The sequence below is a fragment of the Xanthomonas sp. WHRI 10207 genome, assembly GCF_040202975.1.
Lineage (GTDB): Bacteria > Pseudomonadota > Gammaproteobacteria > Xanthomonadales > Xanthomonadaceae > Xanthomonas.
In genome coordinates this window covers 223,957-250,422 of the sequence record NZ_JBEGDX010000006.1, presented here as the reverse complement: position 1 = coordinate 250,422, position 26,466 = coordinate 223,957, and the positions used below count along the sequence as shown (strand labels likewise).

General features: G+C 64.6%; 26 protein-coding genes, 1 tRNA gene and 2 other RNA genes. 19 read left to right on the top strand and 10 right to left on the bottom strand.

From position 1 onward, the window contains the following. Positions 1-210: 210 nt before the first annotated feature. Complete coding sequence (locus tag ABQU90_RS18940) at positions 211-585, bottom strand: P-II family nitrogen regulator (RefSeq protein ID WP_202863455.1); 375 nt, start codon at positions 583-585, stop codon at positions 211-213. Positions 586-622: 37 nt separating this feature from the next. Further along, a non-coding RNA gene (locus tag ABQU90_RS18935) (sX9 sRNA) lies at positions 623-698 on the bottom strand. 183 nt (positions 699-881) lie between these two features. Here ABQU90_RS18935 and ubiK point away from each other — a divergent pair. The 4 genes from ubiK (at position 882) to ABQU90_RS18915 (ending at position 4,043) form a co-directional block, all read left to right on the top strand. After that, complete coding sequence (ubiK, locus tag ABQU90_RS18930; RefSeq protein ID WP_055847344.1) at positions 882-1,169, top strand: ubiquinone biosynthesis accessory factor UbiK; 288 nt, start codon at positions 882-884, stop codon at positions 1,167-1,169. A 13-nt stretch (positions 1,170-1,182) separates the two neighbouring features. Continuing rightward, on the top strand, positions 1,183-2,706 hold the full coding sequence (locus ABQU90_RS18925; RefSeq protein WP_323523380.1) for a YifB family Mg chelatase-like AAA ATPase: 1,524 nt from the start codon (positions 1,183-1,185) through the stop codon (positions 2,704-2,706). A gap of 456 nt (positions 2,707-3,162) precedes the next feature. Then, positions 3,163-3,672 (top strand): lipocalin family protein, encoded by a 510-nt coding sequence (locus ABQU90_RS18920; RefSeq protein ID WP_311239118.1) that lies wholly within the window; start codon positions 3,163-3,165, stop codon positions 3,670-3,672. 298 nt (positions 3,673-3,970) lie between these two features. Next, positions 3,971-4,043: non-coding RNA, sX9 sRNA (locus tag ABQU90_RS18915), on the top strand. Positions 4,044-4,240: 197 nt separating this feature from the next. Here the strand turns inward: ABQU90_RS18915 and ABQU90_RS18910 are convergent. Continuing rightward, complete coding sequence (locus ABQU90_RS18910; protein ID WP_005989247.1) at positions 4,241-4,417, bottom strand: hypothetical protein; 177 nt, start codon at positions 4,415-4,417, stop codon at positions 4,241-4,243. 384 nt (positions 4,418-4,801) lie between these two features. Between ABQU90_RS18910 and ABQU90_RS18905 the strand changes: the two genes are divergently transcribed. After that, a complete protein-coding gene (locus ABQU90_RS18905) occupies positions 4,802-6,400 on the top strand; it encodes an EAL domain-containing protein (RefSeq protein WP_323523379.1) in 1,599 nt (532 codons plus the stop codon). 547 nt (positions 6,401-6,947) lie between these two features. On the opposite strand, the gene ABQU90_RS18900 is transcribed toward ABQU90_RS18905, so the two are convergent. Together ABQU90_RS18900 and ABQU90_RS18895 are read right to left on the bottom strand one after the other, a co-directional pair. Beyond that, positions 6,948-8,069: a fatty acid desaturase family protein gene (locus ABQU90_RS18900; RefSeq protein ID WP_115514138.1), complete on the bottom strand. Its 1,122-nt coding sequence runs from the start codon at positions 8,067-8,069 to the stop codon at positions 6,948-6,950. Between the two features lie 9 nt (positions 8,070-8,078). Continuing rightward, positions 8,079-9,155, bottom strand: coding sequence for a ferredoxin reductase (locus tag ABQU90_RS18895; RefSeq protein ID WP_323523378.1), 1,077 nt, complete (start codon positions 9,153-9,155; stop codon positions 8,079-8,081). A 93-nt stretch (positions 9,156-9,248) separates the two neighbouring features. Between ABQU90_RS18895 and fabR the strand changes: the two genes are divergently transcribed. Next, positions 9,249-9,896 carry an HTH-type transcriptional repressor FabR gene (gene fabR, locus ABQU90_RS18890; protein ID WP_055847328.1) on the top strand — a complete coding sequence of 216 codons (648 nt, stop codon included), beginning with the start codon at positions 9,249-9,251 and terminating at the stop codon, positions 9,894-9,896. 440 nt (positions 9,897-10,336) lie between these two features. On the opposite strand, the gene ABQU90_RS18885 is transcribed toward fabR, so the two are convergent. Next, entirely contained in the window at positions 10,337-10,624 is a 288-nt protein-coding gene (locus tag ABQU90_RS18885; RefSeq protein WP_323523377.1) for a hypothetical protein, read from the bottom strand. A gap of 399 nt (positions 10,625-11,023) precedes the next feature. Here ABQU90_RS18885 and ABQU90_RS18880 point away from each other — a divergent pair. The 4 genes from ABQU90_RS18880 (at position 11,024) to ABQU90_RS18865 (ending at position 14,865) form a co-directional block, all read left to right on the top strand. Next, positions 11,024-11,090, top strand: a tRNA-Arg gene (locus ABQU90_RS18880). Positions 11,091-11,444: 354 nt separating this feature from the next. Then, complete coding sequence (locus ABQU90_RS18875; RefSeq protein WP_323523376.1) at positions 11,445-12,566, top strand: slipin family protein; 1,122 nt, start codon at positions 11,445-11,447, stop codon at positions 12,564-12,566. Positions 12,567-12,623: 57 nt separating this feature from the next. Then, positions 12,624-13,847: an RtcB family protein gene (locus ABQU90_RS18870; protein ID WP_323523375.1), complete on the top strand. Its 1,224-nt coding sequence runs from the start codon at positions 12,624-12,626 to the stop codon at positions 13,845-13,847. A 217-nt stretch (positions 13,848-14,064) separates the two neighbouring features. Beyond that, positions 14,065-14,865 carry a hypothetical protein gene (locus ABQU90_RS18865; RefSeq protein ID WP_323523374.1) on the top strand — a complete coding sequence of 267 codons (801 nt, stop codon included), beginning with the start codon at positions 14,065-14,067 and terminating at the stop codon, positions 14,863-14,865. Positions 14,866-15,100: 235 nt separating this feature from the next. Here the strand turns inward: ABQU90_RS18865 and ABQU90_RS18860 are convergent, their stop codons facing one another. The 3 genes from ABQU90_RS18860 to ABQU90_RS18850 form a co-directional block, all read right to left on the bottom strand. Continuing rightward, entirely contained in the window at positions 15,101-15,964 is an 864-nt protein-coding gene (locus tag ABQU90_RS18860) for an alpha/beta hydrolase family protein (protein WP_055847320.1), read from the bottom strand. Continuing rightward, on the bottom strand, positions 15,964-17,070 hold the full coding sequence (locus ABQU90_RS18855) for a DUF3182 family protein (RefSeq protein WP_323523373.1): 1,107 nt from the start codon (positions 17,068-17,070) through the stop codon (positions 15,964-15,966). The genes ABQU90_RS18860 and ABQU90_RS18855 overlap by 1 nt, the downstream gene beginning before the upstream one ends. A gap of 88 nt (positions 17,071-17,158) precedes the next feature. Next, positions 17,159-17,323, bottom strand: a complete 165-nt coding sequence (locus tag ABQU90_RS18850) for a hypothetical protein (protein ID WP_164497025.1) — start codon at positions 17,321-17,323, stop codon at positions 17,159-17,161. A gap of 409 nt (positions 17,324-17,732) precedes the next feature. On the opposite strand from ABQU90_RS18850, the gene ABQU90_RS18845 reads away from it, so the two are divergent. From ABQU90_RS18845 to ABQU90_RS18810, 8 genes are all read left to right on the top strand, one after another. Further along, positions 17,733-18,014, top strand: a complete 282-nt coding sequence (locus ABQU90_RS18845; RefSeq protein WP_323523390.1) for a hypothetical protein — start codon at positions 17,733-17,735, stop codon at positions 18,012-18,014. A gap of 44 nt (positions 18,015-18,058) precedes the next feature. After that, entirely contained in the window at positions 18,059-18,325 is a 267-nt protein-coding gene (locus tag ABQU90_RS18840; RefSeq protein WP_055847314.1) for a hypothetical protein, read from the top strand. Between the two features lie 76 nt (positions 18,326-18,401). Beyond that, positions 18,402-18,995, top strand: coding sequence for a DUF4142 domain-containing protein (locus ABQU90_RS18835; RefSeq protein ID WP_055847310.1), 594 nt, complete (start codon positions 18,402-18,404; stop codon positions 18,993-18,995). A 269-nt stretch (positions 18,996-19,264) separates the two neighbouring features. Then, a complete protein-coding gene (locus ABQU90_RS18830) occupies positions 19,265-20,152 on the top strand; it encodes a TIGR01777 family oxidoreductase (protein ID WP_323523372.1) in 888 nt (295 codons plus the stop codon). 147 nt (positions 20,153-20,299) lie between these two features. Continuing rightward, entirely contained in the window at positions 20,300-20,965 is a 666-nt protein-coding gene (locus ABQU90_RS18825) for a response regulator transcription factor (protein ID WP_055847304.1), read from the top strand. Then, positions 20,962-22,152: an ATP-binding protein gene (locus ABQU90_RS18820; RefSeq protein ID WP_323523371.1), complete on the top strand. Its 1,191-nt coding sequence runs from the start codon at positions 20,962-20,964 to the stop codon at positions 22,150-22,152. The genes ABQU90_RS18825 and ABQU90_RS18820 overlap by 4 nt, the downstream gene beginning before the upstream one ends. A gap of 306 nt (positions 22,153-22,458) precedes the next feature. Then, entirely contained in the window at positions 22,459-22,749 is a 291-nt protein-coding gene (locus ABQU90_RS18815; RefSeq protein WP_115563434.1) for a hypothetical protein, read from the top strand. Positions 22,750-22,803: 54 nt separating this feature from the next. Beyond that, positions 22,804-23,466, top strand: a complete 663-nt coding sequence (locus tag ABQU90_RS18810) for a DUF3313 domain-containing protein (protein ID WP_323523370.1) — start codon at positions 22,804-22,806, stop codon at positions 23,464-23,466. Between the two features lie 450 nt (positions 23,467-23,916). On the opposite strand, the gene ABQU90_RS18805 is transcribed toward ABQU90_RS18810, so the two are convergent. Beyond that, on the bottom strand, positions 23,917-24,756 hold the full coding sequence (locus ABQU90_RS18805) for a histidine biosynthesis protein HisIE (RefSeq protein WP_115529383.1): 840 nt from the start codon (positions 24,754-24,756) through the stop codon (positions 23,917-23,919). A 242-nt stretch (positions 24,757-24,998) separates the two neighbouring features. On the opposite strand from ABQU90_RS18805, the gene ABQU90_RS18800 reads away from it, so the two are divergent. After that, positions 24,999-26,435 (top strand): Do family serine endopeptidase, encoded by a 1,437-nt coding sequence (locus tag ABQU90_RS18800; RefSeq protein WP_323523369.1) that lies wholly within the window; start codon positions 24,999-25,001, stop codon positions 26,433-26,435. Positions 26,436-26,466: the final 31 nt, after the last annotated feature.

The window sequence follows — 26,466 nt, the reverse complement described above, 5'->3', positions numbered from 1 at the left end:
TCAGCATGCGGTGGACGCCGCCGCTACGTCAGTGACAGGCGCATTGCAGCCATTCCGTTCTGCCTGCAACACGGCCTTGCCCAGCGCATCAATCGATCGGCGCATGCGCTGTCAGCGTTGAAAAACCCCTGATGCGCGCGTCAATGCCGTGAGCATATTTCAGCACGCAGCAGAGGCGCCGCCGCACCGCAGCGCCGCACTCGACAGACCTTACAGCGCGTCGCTATCCAGCTCGCCGGTGCGGATGCGCACCACGGTGCCAAGGTCGTACACAAAGACTTTGCCGTCGCCGATCTTGCCGGTGCCGGCGGCGGCCACGATGGCTTCGACCACACGCTCGGCCTGGTCGTCGGTCACCGCCACTTCGATCTTCACCTTGGGCAGAAAATCGACCACGTACTCGGCGCCGCGATACAGCTCGGTGTGGCCCTTCTGCCGACCGAAGCCCTTGACTTCGGTCACCGTGATGCCCGCCACGCCGCAGCCGGCGAGTGCTTCGCGCACATCGTCGAGCTTGAACGGTTTGACGATGGCCATGATCATTTTCATTGATGCAGATCCCAGGGCATGACGGGCGCGCAGCATACCGTGGACGGCTGCAACACTCACCCATGCTTAGAGCGGCTAACAAAACGTAGCGAGCAGTCGTCCGGTGCATGCGGACGGCGCGGAGGAGCCGGAGCGTGCGAGTGGTCCATGCCGCACCGAGCACCGGCCGCGCCCGCCTGGCGGTGAGCACAGCCGTTTTGTTCGCTGCTCTTAGCCACCGTCACCGCGGCCCACAACCGAATGGGACTATCCTTACCGCCTGCCGACTGCCTTGCCGATGTCCCGTGTGTCCCGGCCTGCACTAGGCTTCCTACGGACCTGCGGAGAACACCATGATCGATTTCAATCAGCTCGACGACCTCGCCCGCCGCCTCAGCGACCTGGTGCCGCCGGGCCTGCGCCAATCGCGCGAAGAACTGCAGAGCACCTTCAAGGGCGCACTGCAGGCCGGCCTGGGCAAGCTCGACCTGGTCACCCGCGAAGAATTCGATGTGCAACGTGCAGTGCTGCTGCGCACGCGCGAAAAACTCGACGCGCTGGAGCAGGCCGTCGCCGCACTGGAAGCGCGCGCACCGGGCGCATCGCCCAGTGCGGCGCCCGGTTCCTCCGACACCCCCTGACGAGCCCTCCACCATGAGTCTGGCGCTGGTGCACAGCCGTGCCCGCGTGGGGGTGCACGCGCCTGAGGTTCGGGTGGAAGTGCATCTCTCCGGCGGCCTTCCTTCCACCCAGATCGTGGGCCTGCCCGAGGCGGCGGTGCGCGAATCGCGCGAACGCGTGCGTGCCGCTTTGCTGTGCGCACAGTTCGAATTCCCGGCCCGGCGCATCACCATCAATCTGGCGCCGGCGGATTTGCCCAAGGACGGCGGCCGCTTCGATCTGCCGATCGCGCTCGGCATCCTGGCTGCCAGCGGGCAAATCGACCGGCAGGCGCTGGCCGAATACGAATTCATCGGCGAGCTTGCGCTGACCGGCGAGCTGCGTGGCGTCGATGGTGTGCTGCCGGCCGCCCTGGCTGCCGCGCAGGCCGGGCGACGGCTCATCGTGCCGCTGGCCAACGGCGCCGAGGCCGCCATTGCCGGGCACCTCCAGGCTTTCACCGCACGCACGTTGCTGGAAGTCTGCGCCGCCCTCAATGGCACCCAGCAGGCGCCTGCTGCCGAACTGGCGGTGGCAGCGGTTGGTGCACGTGCCCTGCCCGACATGGCCGACGTGCGTGGCCAACCGCACGCACGCCGCGCACTGGAGATCGCCGCAGCCGGTGGCCATCACCTGCTACTGGTCGGCAGCCCCGGATGCGGCAAGACCCTGCTCGCCTCGCGCCTGCCCGGCCTGCTGCCGGAAGCCAGCGAAGCCGAAGCCCTGGAGACTGCCGCAATTACCTCCATCAGCGGCCGCGGACTGGACCTTGCCCGCTGGCGGCAGCGCCCCTACCGCGCTCCTCATCACACCGCCAGCGCCGTCGCCCTGGTCGGCGGCGGCACGCATCCGCGCCCTGGCGAAATTTCGCTGGCCCATAACGGTGTGCTTTTTTTGGATGAACTTCCAGAGTGGCAACGACAGACGCTGGAGGTGCTACGCGAGCCGTTGGAATCGGGTCTGGTCACGATCTCGCGTGCAGCGCGCAGCGTGGATTTCCCGGCACGGTTTCAACTGGTGGCGGCGATGAACCCATGTCCTTGCGGGTGGGCCGGCGATGGCAGCGGGCGGTGCCGCTGCAGTAGCGACAGCATCCGCCGCTATCGCAGCCGCATCTCCGGGCCGCTGCTGGACCGCATCGACCTGCATGTCGATGTGCCGCGGTTGCCGCCACAGGCATTGCGCAGCGGCAACCTGGGCGAAGACAGCGCCAGCGTGCGTGCGCGTGTGGTTGCCGCGCGGCAGCGCCAGCTCGCACGCAGCGCGCTGCCCAATGCGCAACTCGATCAGCCGGACACCGATCGCCATTGCCGGCTGCACAACGACGACCAACTGCTGCTGGAACGTGCGATCGAGCATCTGCAGCTGTCCGCACGTTCGATGCATCGCATCCTGCGCGTGGCGCGCACCATCGCCGATCTGGACGACAGCGCCGCGATTGCCACGCCTCATCTGACCGAAGCGATCGGCTATCGCAAGCTGGATCGCGCACTGACTGCCGCCAGTGAGGCATCCTGAGGCTCACACAACCTAGCGATCAATCGTCAGGTGGATGTCGACGGCGCACGTGAAACGGGGCTATAGGAGTGGCCCATGCCGCACCGAACACCGGCCGCGCCCGCATGGTGGTCGCGCAGTCGTTTTGTGAGCCGCTCTTAGTTGGCTGCGCAGAAAACGCCAGATCGCACGCCGCTGTATATCTGCAACCAATCGCTTGCGCACGGCGGCGACAAACAGGCGCCGGCAGTGATAGCGCGAAGCGATGACACGTACCTGATAGCCGGCCGCTGAGCTTTCCAACATCCGCTTGATGGCCCAGCTACCCACAGCTTGCCCAGAACTTCGACGACAAACAGGCACCGGCAGTGGCAGCACAAGCGATGGCAAGCACCTGGCAGCCGGTCTGCGCGTCCCAACATCCACTTCATGGCCATGCACGTACAACGTCTGCCATCCCCTTGCGCAGAGGCCGTCATGAGCCGATTTCCCGAACTGATCACCGTTGCGTCGCTGGATCTGAACCGCTATCTCGGCACCTGGTACGAGATCGCCAGATTGCCGATCCGCTTCGAGGATGCGGACTGTACCGATGTGTCGGCGCACTATTCGCTGCAAGACGACGGCACTGTGCGCGTGCAGAACCGCTGCCTGACCGCGGCCGGCGCGTTGGAGGAAGCGGTCGGTCAGGCGCGCGCCATCGACGCGACAAACGCCCGGCTCGAAGTGACTTTCCTGCCCGAAGGCCTGCGCTGGATTCCCTTCACCAAGGGCGATTACTGGGTGATGCGGGTCGATGCGGAATACACCGCCGCATTGGTGGGCAGTCCTGATCGCAACTATCTGTGGCTGCTGGCGCGCCTGCCGCAGCTGGACGAAAACATCGCCCAGACTTACCTGGCACATGCGCGCGAACAAGGGTTCGACCTGGCGCCACTGATCCACACCCCGCACACCGGGCGGCTGACCGAGCAACCGCTTCCCTGAGGATGCGTGGCGATCACTGCTAGTGCGCGGCGCACGTCAGCCGCGGCCTGGGCATGCACTCCGCAAGATGCGGCTGGCCCTCGACTCCCAGTACACCGCTGATCAGCGCGCGGCATGCGCCATATGCCGACAGCACGCCCATACGCGCTGAGCGCGACGTGTTGTTAACGAAGTCGTCCTGCATCGGGCCCACACGCCAGGCATCGGTGCAAGCTGCCGGCAGCATTGCTAACTGAGGGCGGCTAACAAAACGACTGCGCCGCCATCAGGCAGGCGCGGCCGGTGCTCGGTGCGGCGGACCACTCGCAAACTCCGGCTCCGAGCGCGCCATCCATACCCAACTGACGACTGCTCGCCACGGGTTGTTAGCCGATCCAAAGCGCCACTGCGATCGAGCACTCCGCTGCAGACAGACTCTGCTACTCAACCCCATACAACAACGGCCGGAGTATGGAAACCGCGCCGCACTAAGCTACGCCGCTCCTCCGCTCCGGCCGCTTCGACCTCCGGCGATTACCGGGGCGACCAGGTCGCCCGTGTCATCAACCGTTGCAATCAACCGCCCTACTCAGCCGTTGAGCGTGCCCAGATCCTTGGCAGCAGCTTGCGCGCCCTCCAGGCTGTCGAACGCCACGCCGGTGTCGCCGACCACGTACTTGACCAGTTCGCCATCGCGCGTGGTTTCGTGCATCTTGAAGATCGGTACCGCATCGGTGCCGCCGACGCGTTCTTTCTGCGTTGTCATAGGTGATTCCTCCAGTGAGAGCGCCTTGCAGGGGACCGGGTGGTCCCGCAGCCCGCGTTGGCGAGCGCAGACGTACCGACCCTAACGCGCACCTGCGTGCAGGCGCGTGAATCCATTGGCTGTGGCAACTGCCGCAGCGCACGTGCACCTGGCGGCAGAAAAATCACGTCGACTTCGCTCGACGGACGCGCGCAATGCACGCGTGTGTCGTACATTCGCGACGTGCAGCCTCATCCGTCCATATCTGTGGTCCACATCACGCCGGTACGGCGCGCTACGGCGCGTGGCAATCGGGCCGTGGCGTACGCGCAGATCGTGGTCCACCGCGCCGGTTACACGAGACCGCGCGCATGAGCTGGCCCCCATGCCGATGCGGGTGGTGACGTGAAGCGTCAACGCATCATCAGTCTGACCGTGCTGCTGGTGCTGCTGTGCGCAACGCTTCCGATCGGCCTGTCCTACTACCTGGCGTGGCGGCTGGCGTTGTCGCGCGAAGAAAGCAGACTCAGCCAGCTGGCAGCGCTGTCGATCCGGCGTACCGAAACCGCCTTCGACGAAGCGCATGGTGCCTTGCTGAGCATGGCCACCTCACGGATGCCGTCCTGCTCGCCCGCGCATCTGGCGCAGATGCGCGCGCTGGTGCTGACCAACCACTACATCGTCGAACTGGGACATTTCCAGCAACGCCGCTTGCGCTGTACCTCATGGGGGCAGCTGCCCGACAGCATCCCGCAGACCAGCCCGGACTTCGTGGTCAAGCGCGGCATCGCGGTGACCACCCGGCTGTTGCCGCTGGCCAATCCGCAGCATCCCTTGATGGCGCTGCAGCTTGGCGACTACAACGTCCTGATCAACCCGAACACGCTGACCGACATCAACATCCCGCCCGGCCTGCAGCTGGCGATCGGCACGCCCGACGGGCACCTTCTCAGCAGCACCGGCACCGCCGCCGAACAGTTGCTGGTGACGCCACGCGACGCCACCGACACCGACATCGACATCGACATCGACATCCGCAGCATCGCCGACGCGCAGGTGTTGTCCGGGCGCGACCGGCGCGGCGACTGGGCCGCGGTGGTCACCGAGCCTGCCGCCTATCTGCGCGGGCCGCTGGCCGCCGCACGGCTGCAGGTGGTGCCGGCCGGCATCGCGCTGGCGGTGCTGCTGGTCGGCCTGGTGCTGTGGGTCTCACGACGCCGCTTGTCGCCGCTGGCACGGCTGGAGATTGCGGTGCAGCGCGGCGAATTCATCGTGCACTACCAGCCCATCATTGCGCTCGACGACGGCCGTTGCGTCGGTGCCGAGGCGCTGGTGCGCTGGCAACAGCCGGACGGCGTGCTGGTGCCACCGGATGCCTTCATTCCGCTGGCAGAAGAAAGCGGCCTGATCTTGCCGATCACCGATCTGGTAGTGGCCGAAGTGATCCGCGACCTCGGCCCCACCCTGGCCGCCGATCCCGCGCTGCATGTGGCCATCAACGTCTCGGCCGGCGACATCAAGAGCGGCCGTGTGCAGTCGGTACTGGCGCAGGCGCTGCAAGGCACCGGGGTGAACAGCGGGCAATTGTGGGTGGAGGCGACCGAGCGCAGCCTGATGGACATCGATGCGGCGCGCACCACCATCACCCATCTACGCGGTGCCGGCCATACGGTGTCGATCGACGATTTCGGCACCGGCTATTCGAGCCTGCAGTACCTGCAAGGCTTGCCACTGGATGCGTTGAAGATCGACAAGTCGTTCGTGGACACCATCGGCACCCACTCGGCCACCAGTTCGGTGACCGCGCACATCATCGAAATGGCCAAGACGTTGCAGCTACGTACGATTGCCGAAGGCGTGGAGCGCCAGGAGCAACTGGATTACCTGCGCGCACACGGCGTGGATCTTGCGCAGGGCTGGCTGTTCTCGCGCGCGCTGCCGGCGACCGGCTTCATCGCGTATCACGCGCAGGCGCGCAGCGTTGCGGCACACGGTTTCAGATAGGCAACCACTGCCCTCAAGGCACCCGGCAAGCCGCTTCGATGCCTTGAAGACCACACGCAGGATCTAGGCTGCACTATCGTGCTTCTTGGCCTCGGCTGGCACGACTGGGACGCTCAGGCTCATCACCGTCATCGGGCTGAAATCCTGCAACCGCTGCAATCACTCACGATGTCGCCTGGTGTCGAAGTGACGCTCGCAACCACGGTGCTGTCGCTGGGTCCACCTCGTCAGTACACCGGAGCGGTGTCTATCGCTCGCCTAGCAGACCACACGCGTGCGTCGCATGCAGACACGTGGCCGCAGCGCTAACGCACAAACTGGCCTGCTGTCGAAGTGGCGATCGCAATCACTGTGCTGTCGCTCAGCCACCCTCACCCGTGCACTGGATCCGGGTGCATCGCTTGCCAACGCCGACCACACGCGTGGGTCGCATGCAGACGCGTGAGGCCAGCGCTGCGCTGACCCGCCGCGTCTTGCTGCTTTGCTTACCGTCGCGGCGATAACCCACATAAAAAAAGGCCGCCAATGGCGGCCTTTCTCGTATCACTCAAGCGCTTTGCAGCGCAGCGCCGCGTTGGCGCACCGGCTTGGGCCGGCTCGGGAAGGCATGCCGCACGATCCGCCACATCACCTGGCCAAACTGACGCGGCAGCGAGCCGGTGTTGTAGTGCTGCCCATAGCGCGCGCAGATCTGCTTCACCTCGACCGCAATCTGTGCGTAACGATTGGCCGGCAGATCCGGATAGAAATGGTGCTCGATCTGGTGACTCAGATTGCCCGACAGCACGTTCATCAGCTTGCCGCCGGTCAGATTCGACGAGCCGCGCAACTGACGCAGATACCAATGGCCGCGCGACTCGTTACGGATCGATTCCTTCGGGAACACTTCCGCATCGGCGGTGAAGTGGCCGCAGAAAATGATCACGAACGTCCAGATGCTGCGCAGCATGTTGGCGGCCAGATTGCCCAGCAGCACGGTCAGGAAGAACGGGCCGGCCAGCAGCGGGAACACGATGTAGTCCTTAAGCATCTGGCGGCCGATCTTGCGGCCCACCGGCAGGAACGACGCGCGCAATTCGGCGGCCTTCATCTTGCCCGCGAACCAGCGGCCCAGGCGCAGGTCCTGGATGGCCACGCCCCATTCGAACAGCAGCGCAAATACCACCGCGATAAACGGCTGCACCAGGTAGAACGGGCGCCAGCGCTGTTCGGGGAAGATCCGCAGCAGGCCGTAGCCGATGTCGTCATCCATGCCGCGAACGTTGGTATAGGTGTGGTGCTTGAAGTTGTGCGTCTTGCGCCAGTTGTCGCCGGTGGCAACGATGTCCCACTCGTAGGTGTTGCCGTTGAGCTGCGGGTCGCCCATCCAGTCGTACTGGCCGTGCATGACGTTATGGCCCAGCTCCATGTTCTCCAGGATCTTGGACAGCGTCAGCAGCACCACGCCGGCAATCCAGGCCGGAATCAGCACGCTGTGCACGAACGCGCCCAAAAACAGCAGCGCGCGGCCGGCCACGCCGGTCCAGCGCACGGCGGCCACGATGCGACGGATGTAGCGCGCATCGGCGGCGCCCACCTGCCGCTGCACGCGGGCGCGGATGGCATCGAGTTCGTCGCCAAACGACTGCAGTTCGGCGGCGGACAGGGCACGGTTATGAACTCGGCTCATGAAGATTCCTTACAGATCCAGGATCAGGTCAGTGCTCGGGGCACTGATGCACAGGCGCACCTGTGCGGTGGGTTCGTTGCTGCGCTCACCGGTCAATAGGTGACGCGTGGTGCCGGACTGACGCGCGCAGGCGCAGCTGTTGCAGATGCCCATGCGGCAGCCGTGTTTCGGGCGCAGGCCTTGCGCTTCCAACCCTTCCAGCAGCGACTGGCCGCGCGGCAGGGTGAGCGTACGGCCGCTGCGTGACAGCTGGACCTGGACGTCGCCGGTTTCGCCGTCGTCCAGCGTCGGCACGCTGAAGGCTTCGGCCTGAAACGCCGCTACCTGACCTTCCAACCGTGCACGCGCCGCCTGCACAAATCCGCCCGGGCCGCAGGCCATGACGTGACGTGCGGACAAGTCGGCGATCTGCTCCAACGGATAGCTGTCCACGCGCGCCGCCGGCGCCGCACCCTCGCGGGTGGTCAGCACCTGCACGCGCAGACGCGGATGCGCGGCGGCCAGCGCCTCGAATTCGTCCAGAAAGCAGGCTTCGTCGCGCTGACGCACCCAGTACAGCAGGTCCACATCCACCGGCATGCCGGCGTGCGCGGCTGCACGCAGTAGAGCGCGCATCGGGGTGATGCCCGAGCCTGCTGCCAGCAGCAACAGCGGGGTGGGCGCGGCCGGCAGCAGCATGTCGCCAAAGGCCGGGTCCAGCGACACCACCGTGCCCAGCGCCGCATCGTGCGCCAGATAACGGCTCACCTGCCCGCCTTCGATCGCCTTGACGGTGATCGCCAGGCGGCCATCGGCCAGCACGGTGGGGCTGTAGCTGCGCAGCAGACGGCGGCCGTCGATCTCCACACCCACGCTGACGTGCTGGCCGGCCTGCAGGCCCTGCCAGTGGCCATTGGCCTGAAACACCAAGGTCACCGCGTCACGGCTGGCGGCGTTGCGTTCGACCAGACGGGCCATGGGCCGATCCAGCGTCCACAGCGGATTGATCCGGGTTGCCCAGAAATCGAACAGCTGTGGCGACACCAGCCGGCGCACCAGCCGTGTAGGCAGCGGGGACTTGCTCTTGGGAGTGGGTGCCAGGCTCATAGGTTGCACTATACGCATGCATGCACGCGCGTGTATACAGTTGTATATCGACCAGAGGGGCTATGATTCATCCCCACGCCCGGCTGCTGCCTCATGACCTCCATCGCCCTGCCTTCCCACGACGCGCCGCCGTCACGCAAGCCGGCGATTTCACGCGAGGACCTGATTGCCGCGGCGCTGTCGCTGATCGGCCCGCACCGCAGCCTGTCCACGTTGAGCCTGCGCGAAGTGGCACGCGAAGCCGGCATTGCGCCAAACAGCTTCTACCGCCAGTTCCGCGATATGGATGAGCTCGCGGTGTCCTTGATCGATCTGGCCGGGCGCTCGCTGCGCACCATCATCGGGCAGGCGCGCCAGCGCGCCACCTCCACCGACCGCAGCGTCATCCGCGTGTCCGTGGAAGCGTTCATGGAGCAATTGCGCGCCGACGACAAGCTGCTGCACGTGCTGCTGCGCGAAGGCGCGGTGGGGTCGGACGCCTTCAAGCAGGCGGTGGAGCGCGAGCTGACCTATTTCGAAGACGAATTGCGCGTGGACCTGATCCGCCTGGCCGCCGCCGATAACGCCAAGTTGCACGCGCCGGCGCTGGTGTCCAAGGCGATCACCCGCCTGGTCTTTGCAATGGGCGCGGTGGCGATGGACTCGCCACCGGAAAAAGACCCGGAACTGATCGAACAGATCTCGCAGATGCTGCGCATGATCCTGACCGGCGCGCGCACGCTCGGCACGCACGGCGGCTGAGCGCGGCTCACTGCACGTCGCGCGCAGTGGTCAGATCAGGTGTCGACGGCGGTGCTCATCACAGCGGCGGATGCGTGGCGCATGACGCACCAATCGCGTTCGCCTGGCGCTGAGCTCCGCCGTTTTACTCGCCGCGCGCACTTGGTACGGCAGCCTGCTGCCTGCGCCCGGGTTGCGCCTTTCGTAGTGAATGACCGGACCCGCTGCTGTACGCGGCAGGTACGCGGCAGGCACGCGACTGGCACGAGGTCGGCAGCGGCAACTGCCGTACATCATGGTTGCGACCGCACATCCCCAGACGCCACTAACCGCGCACCATCGGCCACGAGTGCAACTGCATGCCCGACCGCATCCGTGTAACGGGAATACCCTTGTCTGCACAGCCGCACATCGACAGTTCCTGCGCAACGTGTGTCGATCATTATCCAATCGACCCGGCATTATCCATCGCGGATCGACCCTTTCAATCGCCGCATTCCCAACGCCCGAAGAAAAACATAATCAATTATTTTCATAAAGTGCTTGCATAACCAAAAACCTGCAGGTAATGTTCGCGCCCTACGCAGCACTGTCTGCACCCGGACCTGACCCACGCTCATGCACACCAGCCATTTCATCGAACGCAATCGACTGCCCGGCGCGCTTCGCGCGGCATCGTTTGCGTGCACGGCCAAACAGGACGTGCGCACCATCACCGGCTGATGTCCTGATTCAAGGAGATCGGTCACCCGATCTCCGAGGCACGCGAACGCCCTCGGATGCTGCATCCGGGGGCGTTTTTCGTTGTGCGTTCGTAGTGAACCTGTGGATGACCGCAGTTGAAACCCGGGCACGGATTGCCCGACAACAGGGATGTTGGATCGCCACGAGGCGCGTTAGCGCTGTGCCCAGGTTTCGGGCACGGGTGGTGTGTGGTCATGCACCAACTGAATGACCGTTTGAATAAAACGGCCATCGGAAACAGTGCGAAAGATCGTCTGCGGACTGGAGTTTATTCCAGCTGGTGCGCGCGGCTGTGCCGTGGCGTATACCGATCATCTTTCTGGTGTTTCTCGTTTTGGGTATCGGCTCGTGGTCGAGCGGCGGCACTATCCGCAGGCGCGGTTCAATTCCGCATTACCCACTACTGGATAGCTCAGAGGGTAGAGCAACAGATTTCTAATCTGTCTGTCGCGGGTTCGACTCCCGCTCCAAGCAATGACCTTTCCGGTCATCTCGGGGACGCAAGTCCCTTTACGGAAACGCCCATGCTGCGTGCATTCAAGCAATGCATCGCGTGAATGCACGCAGCAGCGGCGACGTCGCCGGGCACTTGCCCTGGACGCGTCACCCTGCGCTCAGCCCTGCCTTCGCAAACCATCGCGCAGCTGCGGCAACGCATCGGCAGGCGCCAACAGCGCAGCGTGCCCCGCACGGCAGCCGTCACCGGCGTTTCCACCTTCCAACGCCGCGTTGCATCGGCACACGTTTGGCCATCAGTCCGATCCGGGCGGCAAAACGGCAGTACCTACGGATCGGACCACCAGAGCCAACCCAAGGAGAAGTGTCATGTTCTGGACCAAGAGGGTCGTGATCGGCGACGGCGAGCGCGGCCTGGTGTATCGGAATCGCCGGTTCGAGCGCGTGCTCGTGCCCGGTGTCTACCGCCTGTTCGACCCGCTGAGCCGTACCGAAGTCAGCGTGCACAACATCCACAGTGGCGACGAGGTCGGCCGCGATGCCGACATGCTGATCGACACGCTGGGCGCCGCATTGCCGCAGCACTTCGTGCTGGCGGACATCGGCACCGCGCAAGTGGGCCTGCGGATCCGCAACGGCAAGCTCGACCAGGTCCTGGCACCGGGCACCCGCGCGCTGTATTGGCGCGGCGCGGCCACCGTCGAGGTGCAGAGCTTGCCGTTGGGCGATGGCCTGCAGGTGCCGGGCGATGTGCAGCGGCGCCTGCGTCAGCTCGGCACCGTGTCGCGCGTGGCCGTGTGCATGGACGTGCCCGCCGAATCGCACGGGCTGGTGTTCGTCGACGGCATGCTGATGGCACCTTTCGGCCCCGGTGCGTACGCGTTCTGGAATTTCCAGAAGAACGTGGCCACCGAGGTGATCGACCTGCGTGTGCAATCGGTGGAGGTCTCCGGCCAGGAATTGCTGACGCGCGACAAGGTGTCGTTGCGGGTCAATCTGGCAGCGAGCATGCGCGTCACCGATGCGGTGGCAATGCGGACGCGTGTAGCTAAGGCGGGCGACTACCTGTACCGCGAGTTGCAGTACGGGTTGCGCCGCGCGGTTGCGGCCAAGACGCTGGACGAATTGCTGGGCGACAAGGCATCGCTGGACGCGGATATCTTCGGCTACGTGCGTGGCAGCGTGGGCGGTTTCGGCATCGACGTGCTCGGCGTTGGGGTCAAGGACGTGATCCTGCCCGGTGAGATGCGCGAGATCCTCAATGCGGTCGTGCAGGCGGAAAAGCAGGCGCAAGCCAATGTGATCCGCAGGCGCGAAGAGGCCAATGCCACCCGCTCGCTGCTCAACACCGCCAAGCTGATCGAAGACAGCCCGGTGCTGATGCGATTGAAGGAGCTGGAGGCGCTGGAGAAGGTCACCGAAAAGATCGACAAGCTCACCGTGTTCGGCGGCCTGGACGGCGTGCTGAAGCAGTTGGTGACGCTCAGATAGTCATGCGGGCGTGCGGCGAAAGGATTGGCCGCACACCCGCGCAAAGGAATGAACAGCATGAGTACTTCACAACATTTCGAATGGCTGCACGCCGAAGGCAGCACCACCCCGATCAAGGGCTGGGTGCGCGGCGTGCCGCTGGAAGAACAGGCGCATGCGCAGTTGCGCAATATCGCCGCCGTCCCGTTTGTCGGCCCATGGGTGGCGGTGATGCCCGACGTGCACCTGGGCAAGGGCGCAACCGTGGGCTCGGTGATCCCGACCCGCGGTGCCATCATCCCGGCGGCGGTTGGCGTGGATATCGGCTGCGGCATGGCGGCGGTGCGCACCACCCTGCGTGCCAGCGACCTGCCGGACAACCTGGCGCAACTGCGCTCCAGCATCGAGCGTAGCGTGCCGGTCGGCAACGGCCGTGGCGGCGAGCATCGCAACCTGCCCGACAGCATCGACACGCGGATCGCGCAGTCGGGGCTGGTGCAGCGCCTGGAAGCGATCAAGCAGCAGCACAAGCGCATCCGCACCGACAAGCTGGCGTGCCAGATCGGCACGCTGGGCGGCGGCAATCACTTCATCGAACTCTGTCTGGACGAGACCGACGCGGTGTGGGTGATGTTGCACAGCGGCTCGCGCGGCACCGGCAACCTGATCGGCACCTACTTCATCGAGCGGGCGCGTGAGCAACTGGCACACCGCGTGCTGGGCTTTCATCTGCCCGACAAGGACCTGGCCTTCTTCATGCAGGGCGAGCCGTTGTTCGATGAGTACGTGGAAGCGGTGTCGTGGGCACAGGATTACGCCCGCGAAAATCGTGAAGCGATGATGGCGCGGGTGTTGGCGGAGATGCGTCACCGTCTGCCGAAGTTCCAGCTGGAGAAGCTGGCGGTCAACTGCCACCACAACTATGTCCAGAAGGAGACGCACCATGGCGAGGAATTACTGATCACCCGTAAGGGCGCGGTGAGCGCACGTAACGGCGAGCTGGGCATCATTCCCGGCAGCATGGGCACGCGCAGCTACATCGTGCGCGGGTTGGGCAACGCAGAGAGCTTCCATAGCTGCAGCCACGGTGCTGGACGGGTGATGAGCCGAACCGCAGCGCGTGCACAGATCACGCTGGCTCAGCACCGCGAGGCGACTGCGCATGTGGAATGCCGCAAGGATGCGGCGGTGATCGACGAATCGCCAGCGGCATACAAGTCGATCGAGGCGGTGATGGCCGCGCAGCAGGATCTTGTCGAGGTGCTGCACACGCTGCGCCAGGTGGTGTGCATCAAGGGATAACCGAGGGTCGCAGTCGCGGCCCTCTTTCGTCATGTTTTTAGCGATGTCGAGGTTGCAAGCTGTCTGCGACCTCATCCGCATATGCGAATGCACAGTTCAGTCATGTCGCGATGGCACTCACATCAAAGCACAAGCGTTTCACTCTTGCGCCGCCATGGTTGCGCCACGTTCGCGGCCTGTCTTCGCAGGCTGCATCCATCAGGTAACCGGAGGCGGCATGAGCAATCTCGACAAGCAGGAACGCAAAGCAGACGCACAGGATTTGAACCGCGACCCGATCTCCGGTGCCCCGGGCTCGCATCCGGTTGGCGTGGGTGTGGGCGGCATCGCTGGCGGTGCGGCGGCAGGCGCACTGGCAGGCACGGTGTTTGGTCCGCTGGGCACCTTGATCGGTGCGGCCGCCGGCGTTGTGGCAGGTGCGGCTGCCGGTAAGGGCGTGGCCGAGCGCCTCGACCCGACCGTAGAAACCGAATACTGGCGCCAGGAGCATCAAAACCGCCCGTACTACAAAGAAGGCACCGACTACGACCGCGACTACGCCACCGTGTATGGCTTTGGCCTGCAGGCACGCGAGACGCGCCCCGCCAGCACCTGGGAAGAAACCGAAGCCACGCTGGCGGGCGAGTGGCCGCGTCATCGTGGCGAATCGCGCCTGGAATGGGATGACGCACGTCTGGCTGCACGCGACGCGTGGGATCGCGCCGATCGCACCCACACCGTGTATCGCGATGGCGACACGCACTATGCCGGCCGTTTCGACAGCGCCAGCTACCGTGACAGCGAGTATTCGTATGACGACTATCGCCCGGCTTACCGCTATGGCATGCAGGCGCGTCAACAGCATGCCGGCCGCCAGTGGGACGACCACCTGGAACGCGACCTGGGCGATGGCTGGGACCGCTTCAAGGCCGACTCGCGTTTGACCTGGGAAAAGGCCAAGCACGCTGTGCGTGAGGCGTTCGATTCGGACCATCATGGCGATGCGGCACGTCGCAACCCGACCGATCCACGCGTGTAATCCGTAGCTCGTTTAGACCGCGGCGCATTGGCCGCGCTAAAAGCCAGTGATCCGCAGTAGACCAGACGGGCCCGCGAGGGCCCGTTTGTTTGTGTGGGTTGCGGTGGGCCATAACCTGCAGCGCCTCCTTAGCCTCTTGCGGCATCACGACGCCTTGCGCGTTCCGCATGGTCGGGATGGCCGCGCAACATGCTGCAACACGTGTGCCTGCACGGCGACGCAAACGCGCGGCAGATCAACCGGACGTGTTTTCCACCGCCCGTATATCGCCGCGAAACGCCAGCGCGTCCTGCCCCGTTGACGCTGCGTCGCCCTGCTGCTTGAGCAGTTGCTTGCGTGCAGCCACCACTTCCTTGGCCAGGGCAATCCGGCGGCCCACCACCATTTCGGTCAACCAGTCGATCAGCGCGCGGGTGTATTCCTGCTGATGCTCCTTGACGCTCAACGCATGGTCGGCGCCGGCAATCACGCGCGCGGTCAGCGAACGCGCATTGACGAAGGCATCGGCATAGTTGCGCAGCACCGGATGCGGCACGATGACGTCGTTCTCGGCTTCGACCAGCAATACATCGCCGGTATACGCAGCGCAGGCCGCCAGCGCGATGTTGTCGTCGGGTGTCAGGGCACGTTGGCGGTAGGCGGTCAGATCCGGATCGGCATTGAGGCTAACCTTGGGCTGGTCCCAATGCGCGTCCTTGTACAGCGCGGGCGAGCGCAACGCCAGCCACTCCACCGGGCGCTCGCGCGTCAGCAGCGCCGATAGGTAGCCGCCATAACTCAGGCCGACCACGGCGATCGACTGTTGATCCACATACGGAAGCCCCGCCAGCTGATCGTAGGCGGCGATGATGTCCTGCAGGTTTTGCGCGCGGGTCACGGTCTGCCGCATCGAGGCATGGCCTTCGTGACCGCGTAGATCGAAGGTCAGGCAGATGCAGCCCAGGCCCACCGCCTCGCGCGCGCGCACCAGGCTGTGATGCTGGCTACCACCCCAGCCATGGACGAACAGCACCGCCGGAATGCCGGTGGGCGTGAGCAAGGTGCCGCTGAGCGCGTCGTGATCGACCGCAATGTCGATGCTGGAAAGTTTGGCTTCCATCAGTCGGTTGAGACCCTTCGGTATTTGTAGCGCGGACCGGCGCCGGGCTGGGTTGCACGGTAATACACCTGCGCATCGGCCGGTGGTTCGCCCTCGTAGAGTTCGTGCGTGGATGCGTGCACCCAGCGCAGGCCGGCCTGCTGCTGGAAACAGGCGATCGCCGCCAGCTCGGCCGGCGTCGCACCACCAATCCGCCAGGATTGCTCCAGTACGCCGCAGACAGGCACCGCATGCGCATCTTCGCCAGTGACCACATCGTAATTGCGCCGCGAAATGTGCAGGCCGGCAGTAGCATTCGTGATGCAGCGATCGTAGCGGCATGCTTGTTCCACAACGCGCCGCTGCAACGGCGGCAATGCAGTGGCCAGCAGCACTTCCAGCGAGCCGCGATGCACGTGCAGCGACGATCCACCGTAGACCTCATCGCCCTGCGCATTGCGCACGCTGCATTGCGTGCCGTAATACGCGATCTGGATTCCGGCCACGCACAATTCGCCCACGCTATGCGTCAGCGGTTGCAGGATATTGCGCTCGAGCACAGCGCCATGGGTGCGCAGGTAATCCGCTGGCAGACTGTCCAGCGCCTGCACCAGTTCGCCGGTATCGGCAATGCGCCATTGTCCACTCCCACCCACGCCGGTGGGCAGTTTCAGCCGCACACCGCCGTCGGCCAGCAACAGGTCCAGCGCATGCAGCGCATCGTCCCGAGAAAACACCGTATAGCCAGGCAAGGTAGCCGGCACCAGCGCGGTCGCCAGCGCCTGATTCCAGCCATCGATTCGCGTCGCCGTCTCGCTGATCAATGGATGGCCGATGACCTTGGTGGCGATAAACGCGTGCGGCACAATGCCACCCAGCAAGCCGACTGCATCGTGAATTCCCAATGCATGGGCCTGTTCGGTGGTCAAGGTGTCGTCGGGCACGTGCAAGATGCGGTGCCCGATACCCTCATCGATCATCGCAACATCGGACAGACCGCCATCGTGTGCGCCCAGCAGGCGTGCAATTTCGCTGCACACCCAGGCATGCGTGGCGCGCTCATGTCCATCGTCAGACACCATGCGTGTGGTGTATCCACGCACCCACTCATATGACGGATCTGCCATCACATCCCCTTGCGGCAAGGCCGCATCCCGGCGCCAGGCTCGTTGCGGCCGAGGGGCGCAGTGCGATGTTGCAGGTACGCGTCTGCGCTTATTTCAAGGCCAGATAGAGGCCTACCACGATCAGCACCACCACGATCAAACTGATGGCCATTCGCCCACCGCGCAGTTCCAATAAGGCATGCCACCACACGCGCGCTTCTGGTGTACCACTGGCATGGCGCGGCTTCCCACGACTGCTTTCACTCTCCTGCATCCTGTCTGCTCTCTCCATTACGTCATCGCCTACCTTACGGATCAGACGTTACACAGGTGTGGAGCGGTTCAGAATCTTCCGTAAAATGCGGCACCGCACGCCTGTTTTTGCAACAAAAGCAGGCGCATTGAAAGCGCCAATGCGGTAGCGACTGACACAGTGCGTATCGCTGCGCTGCCGCCCATCGATTGCGTGTGGCCGATCAGCACGCAACGCTGGCGTCTTGGCAAGCGGCATACATCGCACCGATGCCTGTGCATGCAACGCGTGTAGAGAGGCGAAAACAAGCTGACCAATTAAGCGTCGCCCGCTGAAATCGCAGGCAATGGTTGCGTTCGATGATCATTCGTTGACATACCCGCAGTTACTCTGCACGTCAAGTTTGTTTAATCCCGGAACGCCCCAAGTCATGAGCAGAGACCCATCCGTCATCGATGTACAAGCCGAAATCGCGCATTGGCAGGCGCGGCACGCCCAAGGAAATCTGGGCGCAGGCAAGTTCAGCGAATTGTCACCGGTGGTGAAAATGGCCTGCGATATCTATCTGCAGGCACCGCGTTCGAGCGATCAGGAACGTCTGCGTTTGTTTCGCGACCGTCTTGAGCATCACTTCATTTCATCCAGTACGCAGTCCAACTACGAACAGCTGGCAACCGACTGCTGGCAGCGCCTGGGCGCGCGCATCAGTTGAGCACACACGTAATACGCAAGACCCGTTATTCATTGGAGATCGTCATGAAAACCCCGTATCAAGTGCAGCAGGAGCTGGAACGATTGGAGCGGTTGGTACCGCACATCATCAGCGACCAAGGCGACCGCGCGGAGGAAATCCTTGGCTTCCATGTGGCCAGCCTGCTGGGCAGCGCGCCTATCAGCGAACACGCGATGATTCGCGAGCGCACGACGCGCATGGCGCGGCAATGCCGCACCGCGCAGGACGCAATCCGCACACCGATCAGACCCCTGGGCATGACACCGCTCGCCCAGCCGCAGTGGGCCTGACCAACGCACTACCGGAGCCGCGCAGCGGCTCCTTTACATTTCATCGTCGGCGCTGCCGACTCAGCCCGAGACATTCATGAAATCCACTTTTGTTGCTGCATCGTTGCTGGCCATGCTGACCCTTACCGCCTGCGATCGCCCCGGTGGCGATACCTCGCGCACTGCACCGGCAGTGTCGCCGGAACCCACCGCCGCGCCGGTGAGCGGGAGCGGGGCCACCGAACTGGCCAAGGGCGATGGCGGCGCGCTGGGCGTGCTGGCCGCGATCGATGAAAACGAGATTGCGCTGGCCAAGCAGGCCATCGAGCAGGACCTGGGCGGCGCCACCGGCGAATTCGCCCAGCAGATGTTGCACGACCACGAAGCCAACCTCGAGAAGACCAAGGCACTGGGCGCCAAGGACAGCCCGCGTGCGGACGCGCTGCACGCCAAGGGCAAAGCCGCCGTGGAAGCATTGTCCAAGACGCTGACCCTGCCGGACGGCAAGGATGCGTATCGCAACGCCTTCATGCGCACCATGGTCATCGACCATGGCGACACCATCAAGATCATCGATTCCGAACTACTGCCCGCCGCAGAGAGCGCACCGGTCAAGCAGCACCTGGAAGAGACCCGTCGTGTGGTGTCGGCGCACTTCGAACGTGCCCACGCGGTATCGTCGTCGAGGTAAGCGCACCACCCTTGCACCCTGCAACGCGCCGGCCTGTCCGGCGCGTTTGCGTTTGGCGGCAGCAGTACGTCGAGCGCATTGCTGCATCACCGTGCTCGACACGCCAACCGCGACTGCAGGCGCCCGCATCGACGCCGCCATCCCGATCCAGCTGCACCAAGATATCGGCCACGGCATCGGCAAGATTCCAGCGCTCCGCGTGCCAGCTTCACTTCGCTTCGGTCTGCCCTGGCCTATGGTGCCGCATCGACTCGGCCCAGGAACCTCCCATGCGCTTGCTCATCACCGGCGGCACCGGCTTCATCGGCCAGGCCTTGTGCCCCGCGCTGCTGCACGCCGGCCATCAGGTCAGCGTGCTGACGCGCGACACCCGTCGCGCCAGCCGTACCCTGCCCGGCGTGACCGCTGTCGACACGCTGGACGGCGTGCAGGCCGAGGCCGTCATCAACCTGGCCGGCGAACCGCTGGCCGCCGGCCGCTGGACCGATGCGCGCAAGCAACGCTTTCGCGATTCGCGGCTGGGCATCACCCGCCAACTGCACGACTGGATGGCGCAGCAGGCACCCGAGCAGCGGCCGTCGGTGCTGATCTCCGGTTCGGCGGTGGGCTATTACGGCGAGCGCGGCGACACGGTGTTGACCGAAGCAGATGCCGCGGGCGACGACTTTTCGGCGGTGCTGTGCCGCGACTGGGAAGCGGAAGCCGCCCGCATCGGCACGCTTGGCCCTCGCGTGAGCTGGGTGCGTACCGGCATCGTGCTGGACCGCGATGGCGGCGCGCTGGCACGCATGCTGCCGGCATTTCAGCTGGGCGGCGGCGGGCCGTTCGGCAACGGCCGGCACTGGATGAGCTGGATCCACCGTGCCGACATGGTGGCGCTGCTGGTCTGGCTGCTGCAGCACGGCCAGCCCGGCGCCTACAACGCCACCGCGCCCAACCCGGCCAGCAATGCCGAGTTCGCGCGCACCCTGGCCAAGGTGCTGCACCGCCCGGCGCTGCTGGCGCTGCCGGCCGGGCTGCTGCGGCTGGGCTTCGGCGAAATGGCCGACCTGCTGCTGATCAGCCAGCGCGTGCTGCCGCAGCGCGCGCTCGACGCCGGATTCCGCTTCCAGTACCCGCAACTGGAGCCGGCGCTGCGCGCGATCCTGCAGCGCTGAGCTAACCGCCGGCCCGAGCGCCTCGGGCGTGCCGGCCGCCCATCGGGTACGCAACCGCGCCGGACGGGGCATGCACTAATATTTCCCTAACGCGCATCTTCGACAGTGCTGCGGATCTCGGATTGCCCGATACCCGGCGGACCCTATATGCACCTGCTCCTTGTCGAAGACGACACCATGTTGGCCAATGCCATCTGCGACGGCGTACGCCAGCAGAGCTGGACCATCGACCATGTCGGCAGCGCCAACGCGGCCAAGACCGCACTGGTGGATCACCGCTACACCGCGGTGCTGCTGGATATCGGCCTGCCCGGCGAATCCGGGCTGACGGTGATCCGCTTCATGCGCAGCCACTACGACGCCACCCCGGTGATTGCCTTGACCGCGCGCGGCCAGCTCACCGACCGCATTCGCGGGCTGGATGCCGGCGCCGACGATTACCTGGTCAAGCCCTTCCAGTTCGACGAGCTGATGGCGCGGCTGCGCGCGATCACCCGCCGCAGCCAGGGCCGCGTGGTGCCGGTGCTCAACCAGGGCGATGTCTGCGTGGATCCGAGCAGCCGCAAGGTCACCCGCGCCGGTACCTGGGTGGCGTTGAGCGCGCATGAATATCGCTTGCTGCTGGCATTGATGGAACGTGCCGGACGCGTGGTCACCAAGGACCAGCTGGAAGAAGGCGTGTATGGCGGCCCGTCGGAAGGCGGCAGCAACATGATTGCGGTGTATGTGCATCAGTTGCGGCGCAAACTGGGCGACCAGCTGATTTCCACCGTCTACGGCCAGGGCTATATGGTCGGCAAGGCGCCCGAATGAAATCCTTGCAGGCGCGCATGCTGGCGGCGCTGACCGCCATCGTTCTGCTGAGCTGGTCGACGTCGCTATGGATTCTGATTGCGCTGGTCACCCAGGGTCATCACAGCGTGGTCGAGCAGGAACTCAATCTGCTCGGCGACCGCTTGGTCAGCACCTTACCCGATGCGCTGCAGCACCACTTCGACACACCCGCAACGGCATCCAACGACGCGGACATCGACGCCCCGCTCGGCAATGCGTCCTCGCGCATAAGCTTCAAGCAGACCCTGATTGCGATGGTGCTCAACACCCTGCAGCTGGGCATTCTTGGCCTGTTGGTGTGGTGGGCGGTGCGTACCTCGCTGCGACCGTTACGCAGCATTTCGTGCGCCATCGCACAGCGCACCGGGCTTGAAACCGAACCGGTGCCGCTGGATCAGGTCCCCGATGAAATCCGCCCACTGATCGCTTCCTTCAACACCCTGTTGGCACGTGTCGAAAAAGCGGTGCAGGCCGAGCGCGACTTCGTGGCCGATGCCGCACACGAACTGCGCACGCCACTGTCGGCGCTGCATGCCTATGCAGAAGTCGCCCTGCGTGCGCCCACGCTGGAGGCCAAGGACGCCGCGCTGCGTCAGCTGCTGGAGACCGCGCGCCGCAGCAACCGCCTGGCCGAGCAGTTGCTGGATCTGGCACGACTGGATGCCGGCATCAGTTCGGCTGCCTATCACCAGGTGGAGATGGGGGAACTGATTTCGCATGTGCTGGACGAATTCAGCGTGCAGGCCGACGCGCGCCAGATCAATCTGCATGTGGAGGCATCGCCGTGTCTGGTGCGTTGCGATGTGGATGCAGTGGGCATCCTGATCCGCAATCTGGTCGACAACGCCATCCGCTACGGGCGCAGCTGCGGCACGGTGGAAGTCAGTTGCGGCTACTGCCTGCGTGCCGATGTGCTGCACCCGTTTGTGCAGGTGAGCGACGACGGCCCAGGTGTGCCGGAGTCCGCACATACGTCCATTTTCGAGCGCTTTTATCGTGTGCCGGGCAGCGAAGTGCAGGGCAGCGGGATCGGGCTGTCGTTGGTGGCGGGCATTGCGCGCCTGCATGGCGCGACGATCGAAACTTGCGAAGGCAACGAAGGACGCGGCCTGTGTGTCCGCACGGTGTTTGCCGGCGATGGCGCGCCGACGGCCAAGAGCAGCTGAAACAACCTGGCAGGCGGCCGTCACGCGAGTGTGGACGGCGTATTGAAAGCGGGATGGACGCTTGGTCCTTGCCGATTCCATGCGCGAGATGATCGGGATCGAGCCAGCCAAACAGCACTGCCGGACGCAGCACACAACGCCATCGCCGGTTGTAGATCACCGCGCCTATCTGGTGGGTGCGCACTGGTTTTGGTGATCGCGCCAATAGACCAGGCGCGATGTTAGCGGCGTTCTGCTCGCTTCCAATAAGTTTCTAAACCTGCCTGCCTAGAGTGCACTCACCGCACGCATCCAGGATGCATGGTGATGATTCGCTCGACCCGCTCCACCCCACGCGCTCCAACCGTGCTGTCGCAATTGGCCATGCAAACCGCGGCCAATGACAGCGTGATCGCGTCTACCACTGCGTTGGTACCGGCAACGGAATTTCGCTGCGGCCGCACCGGTACGCGCAACCGAGACATCTGGTGCGCGTTGCCGGATATCCGCAGCGCGCGCCAGATACGCCGTTTGCAACGTCGAGCCACACGCAGCGTGTTGTTCACTTCCGCGGGTGCGGCCTTTGCACTGGCGCTGCTGCGTTGTCTGCTGCATTGAGCATGCGCGCACGCGCTCCTGCCCCATCGTTTAAATCCCTTATAGGCCGTTTTCATGTCCGTTCGTTCCTTCGCCCGTTGCTGCACGCTTGCCGTTGTCGGCATCACCCTGATCGGCTGCGCCAGCACACGTCCCATGCCATATAGCCAATTGCCTTCGTCCAGCTATCTACGCCCGCACGACGGCAGCCGCGGCGACCGCATGCCGTATGCGTATCACAGCGACGTGGATTGGACGCACTACCGCACAGCGATCGTCGAGCCGGTCGCCGTTTACCGCGGACCGGATGCACAGTTCGACAACGTGCCAGAGCAGGACAAGCGTATGTTGGCCGACGTCATGCAGCAGGAATTCGGCAACGCCATCGCGCGGCGCTGGCGCCCGACGACGACGGCCGATCGCGACACCTTGCGCGTCCGCATCACCCTGACCGGCGCCAAGCCCAGCAAGCGCGTACTGGGTACCATCATGAAGGTGGATCTGGGCGGCGGTTCGTACAACGCGGTGCAGGCCGCACGCGGCAAGGAGGGCGCGTTCTCCGGCTCGGTCAGCTATGCGGTGGAGATTTTCGATGCGCAAAGCGATCGCCTGCTCGCCGCGTATGTCGAGAAGCAATATCCCAGCGCAATGAACATCAAGGCCAGCCTGGGCGCGTATGACGCGGCGAAGGCCGGCATTTGCAAGGGCGCCGAGCAGTTGGTTGACGGGATCGAGTAGGTGAGAGACAAAGCCTACGCAGTTCCCTTCTCCCACCGGGAGAAGGTGCCCCGAAGGGGCGGATGAGGGTAAGTGCGCAGCCTCGTGCAGTTGGAACAACACGCAGCTAGAGCAACACGCAGTTGGAGCAACACAAGCTGCAGTCGAAACACCTGGAGCGCTTCGCTGCGTCCCCTCACCCCAACCCCTCTCCCGCAGGAGAGGGGCTCAAGCGCACGTCCCTTCTCCCACCGGGAGAAGGTGCCCCGCAGGGGCGGATGAGGGTACGTGCGCAGCCTTGTGCAGTTGGAGCAACACGCAGCTGGAGCAACGCAAACGCATGAAAAAGGCCGACGCTGTACGGCAGCGCCGGCCTCTCTCGATACGTCTCAACGTCTACGTATATCTCAACGTGTAACGCACATCTGCGCTTCCAGCACGAGCGGCGTCACGCAATGCCGCCCTCAGCCGTCAGCGCGTGACGCGCTTGACTGCCTTCTTGCCGACGGCCTTGCGGGCGGCGGTGGTCTTGGCCACTGCGCGCGTTGCAGGCGTTTTGGTGACCTTGGCCGCTTTCTTCAATGCGGTCTTGGTCACGGCCTTCTTCAACGGGGCCTTTTTCACTGCGGCTTGCTTGGTTGCGGCCTGCTTAGCGAGCGGCGCTTTCTTGGCGATGCCTTTGGCGACCGACTTCTTCAGCGACGCCGATTTGGCTGCGGCCTTCTTCGCGGCCGTGCGCGCGCTCACCGTTGCCACGGCGGTCTTGCGTGCCGCGCTCTTGGCGGCGGTCTTGGCGCTCAGCGCCGCTGCTTCGGCCTTGGCGTTAGCCTTGGCGGTTTCCAGCTTCTGCTTGGTGTTGGCCTTGGTATCGGAGATCTTTTTCTTGGCCGCGGCGCTGGTGCTGCTCAACTTCTGCTTGGCGGCATCTTTGGTCGATGTCAGCTTTTGCTTGGCCGCATCTTTGGTGGAGAGCAGCTTCTGCTTGGCCGCATCCTTGGTCGCCGTCAGCTTGTCTTTCGCAGCGTCCTTGGTCGCGGTCAAGGAGCGCTTGGTCTTGGCCACGCTGCGCTTGACGGCACTCGCCGCCTCGCCAGCCTTGCTGACCACGTTCTTTTCGGCCTTGACCACCGCCTTGCGGGCCTTGGCGACGCGCGTCTTGACCTCCGCCACTGCCACTCCAGCCGCTTCCTGCACGTTGGTCACCGCCTCGCTGGTGGTGCTGGCGATGGTGTCGGTCAGCTCAGTTGCAGTGCTCTTGACGCTGTCGACGGCGTCGGACAGGGTTGCGGTTACACCATTGCCGTTGCTCATAGACCCTCCTTAAGGGCATCAGTTCGATAAATGCGGGCGATGCGCGATGGCATGCGTATGCTGAACAGGCATCGGAACAAGCGGACGCTACGCCCGGCTCGACGGGCTGTCAACGCAGTGGCGACAAGGCATGCGCGGCGCTTTCACCGGCAGTTAAATTGCTGGCTGGCACTCTCGTTCAGCTTGATTTACGTAGCCAGACACCTTATTCCCTTTCCACCGCGTAACCCGGAATCCGTTCCATGCGACCGCTTCCCACCTTGCTGACGCTTTCCCTGGCCGCCGCCTTCGGTGGTTTTGCCGCCACCGGTATCGACGCGTGGCTGGACAACCGCGCCGACGCCGCGCCGGCCGGCGCTACCAACTTCACCCTGCCGGCCGCTGCTGCGCTACCGGCCGCGGTTGCCGGGCAACCGGTGCCTTCGCTGGCACCGATGCTGCAGCAGGCGATGCCGGCGGTGGTCAGCGTCAACACCAAGCAGGTGGTGCGCGTGCGCAACCCCTTCTTCAACGACCCGATCCTGCGCCGGTTGTTCCCGCAGGTTCCGCAGGACCGCATCAACGAATCGCTGGGCTCCGGCGTCATCATCGATGCGCAAAAAGGGTATGTGCTGACCAACCATCACGTCATCGAAAATGCCGACGACGTGCAGGTGACGCTCGGCGACGGGCGCACGGTCAAGGCCGACTTCATCGGCTCCGATGCCGACACCGACATCGCGCTGATCCGCATCAAGGCCGACAACCTCACCGACATCAAACTGGCCGACAGCAATCAGCTGCGCGTGGGCGATTTTGTGGTGGCGATCGGCAACCCGTTCGGCTTCACCCAGACCGTCACCTCCGGCATCGTGTCGGCGGTGGGACGTAGCGGTATTCGCGGGCTCGGCTACCAGAACTTCATCCAGACCGATGCCTCGATCAATCCCGGTAATTCCGGCGGTGCGCTGGTCAATCTGCAAGGCCAGTTGGTCGGCATCAACACCGCCAGCTTCAATCCGCAGGGCAGCATGGCCGGCAATATCGGCCTGGGTCTGGCGATTCCCTCCAACCTCGCGCGCAACGTGGTCGAGCAACTGGTGACCAAGGGCGTGGTGGTGCGCGGCACGCTCGGACTGGAAACCCAGAATCTCACCCAACAGATGCTGCAGGGCCTAGGCGTGGATTCGCTGCGCGGTGCGCTGGTGACACGCGTGTTGCCAGGCGCTGCGGCGGCCGCAGCCGGCGTGCAGCCGGGCGACGTGGTCGTGGCTGCCAACGATCAACGCGTGGACAGCGCCGAGGCGCTGCACAACTACGAGGGTCTGCAGGCCGTTGGCAGTGCGGTGACGTTGGACATCCGTCGCGACGGCAAGCCGCTCAAGCTCAAGGCCACCTTGAAGGAGCAGGACCGCGCAGTCACCGGCGACATGCTGGACCCACGGTTGAGCGGCGCCACCTTTGTGGACCTGCCCGAGTCGCTGCGTCAGTCCGGCATTACCGGGGTCATGGTCAGCGAGGTCAAACGTGGCGGGCGCGCCGCGGCCAACGGCTTGGTGTCCGGCGATGTGATCGTGGCCAGCAGTGTGGGCGAGTTTGCGGACCTGGCCAGCTGGCGTGCCAATTTCCAGCGCAAACCGCAGCAACTGGTGGTGCGCATCCTGCGTGGCAACGCGCAGTACGACGCGCTCATGCGTTGACGCACTGTGCACTGCACGCGGCTCCCACTAA

Coding starts and splice junctions, on each gene's coding strand:
- ABQU90_RS18940 (WP_202863455.1), bottom strand. CDS start 585: ATGCTGCGCGCCCGTCATGCCCTGGGATCTGCATCAATGAAAATGATC.
- ubiK (WP_055847344.1), top strand. CDS start 882: ATGATCGATTTCAATCAGCTCGACGACCTCGCCCGCCGCCTCAGCGAC.
- ABQU90_RS18925 (WP_323523380.1), top strand. CDS start 1,183: ATGAGTCTGGCGCTGGTGCACAGCCGTGCCCGCGTGGGGGTGCACGCG.
- ABQU90_RS18920 (WP_311239118.1), top strand. CDS start 3,163: ATGAGCCGATTTCCCGAACTGATCACCGTTGCGTCGCTGGATCTGAAC.
- ABQU90_RS18910 (WP_005989247.1), bottom strand. CDS start 4,417: ATGACAACGCAGAAAGAACGCGTCGGCGGCACCGATGCGGTACCGATC.
- ABQU90_RS18900 (WP_115514138.1), bottom strand. CDS start 8,069: ATGAGCCGAGTTCATAACCGTGCCCTGTCCGCCGCCGAACTGCAGTCG.
- ABQU90_RS18895 (WP_323523378.1), bottom strand. CDS start 9,155: ATGAGCCTGGCACCCACTCCCAAGAGCAAGTCCCCGCTGCCTACACGG.
- fabR (WP_055847328.1), top strand. CDS start 9,249: ATGACCTCCATCGCCCTGCCTTCCCACGACGCGCCGCCGTCACGCAAG.
- ABQU90_RS18875 (WP_323523376.1), top strand. CDS start 11,445: ATGTTCTGGACCAAGAGGGTCGTGATCGGCGACGGCGAGCGCGGCCTG.
- ABQU90_RS18870 (WP_323523375.1), top strand. CDS start 12,624: ATGAGTACTTCACAACATTTCGAATGGCTGCACGCCGAAGGCAGCACC.
- ABQU90_RS18865 (WP_323523374.1), top strand. CDS start 14,065: ATGAGCAATCTCGACAAGCAGGAACGCAAAGCAGACGCACAGGATTTG.
- ABQU90_RS18860 (WP_055847320.1), bottom strand. CDS start 15,964: ATGGAAGCCAAACTTTCCAGCATCGACATTGCGGTCGATCACGACGCG.
- ABQU90_RS18855 (WP_323523373.1), bottom strand. CDS start 17,070: ATGGCAGATCCGTCATATGAGTGGGTGCGTGGATACACCACACGCATG.
- ABQU90_RS18850 (WP_164497025.1), bottom strand. CDS start 17,323: ATGCAGGAGAGTGAAAGCAGTCGTGGGAAGCCGCGCCATGCCAGTGGT.
- ABQU90_RS18845 (WP_323523390.1), top strand. CDS start 17,733: ATGAGCAGAGACCCATCCGTCATCGATGTACAAGCCGAAATCGCGCAT.
- ABQU90_RS18840 (WP_055847314.1), top strand. CDS start 18,059: ATGAAAACCCCGTATCAAGTGCAGCAGGAGCTGGAACGATTGGAGCGG.
- ABQU90_RS18835 (WP_055847310.1), top strand. CDS start 18,402: ATGAAATCCACTTTTGTTGCTGCATCGTTGCTGGCCATGCTGACCCTT.
- ABQU90_RS18830 (WP_323523372.1), top strand. CDS start 19,265: ATGCGCTTGCTCATCACCGGCGGCACCGGCTTCATCGGCCAGGCCTTG.
- ABQU90_RS18825 (WP_055847304.1), top strand. CDS start 20,300: ATGCACCTGCTCCTTGTCGAAGACGACACCATGTTGGCCAATGCCATC.
- ABQU90_RS18820 (WP_323523371.1), top strand. CDS start 20,962: ATGAAATCCTTGCAGGCGCGCATGCTGGCGGCGCTGACCGCCATCGTT.
- ABQU90_RS18815 (WP_115563434.1), top strand. CDS start 22,459: ATGATTCGCTCGACCCGCTCCACCCCACGCGCTCCAACCGTGCTGTCG.
- ABQU90_RS18810 (WP_323523370.1), top strand. CDS start 22,804: ATGTCCGTTCGTTCCTTCGCCCGTTGCTGCACGCTTGCCGTTGTCGGC.
- ABQU90_RS18805 (WP_115529383.1), bottom strand. CDS start 24,756: ATGAGCAACGGCAATGGTGTAACCGCAACCCTGTCCGACGCCGTCGAC.
- ABQU90_RS18800 (WP_323523369.1), top strand. CDS start 24,999: ATGCGACCGCTTCCCACCTTGCTGACGCTTTCCCTGGCCGCCGCCTTC.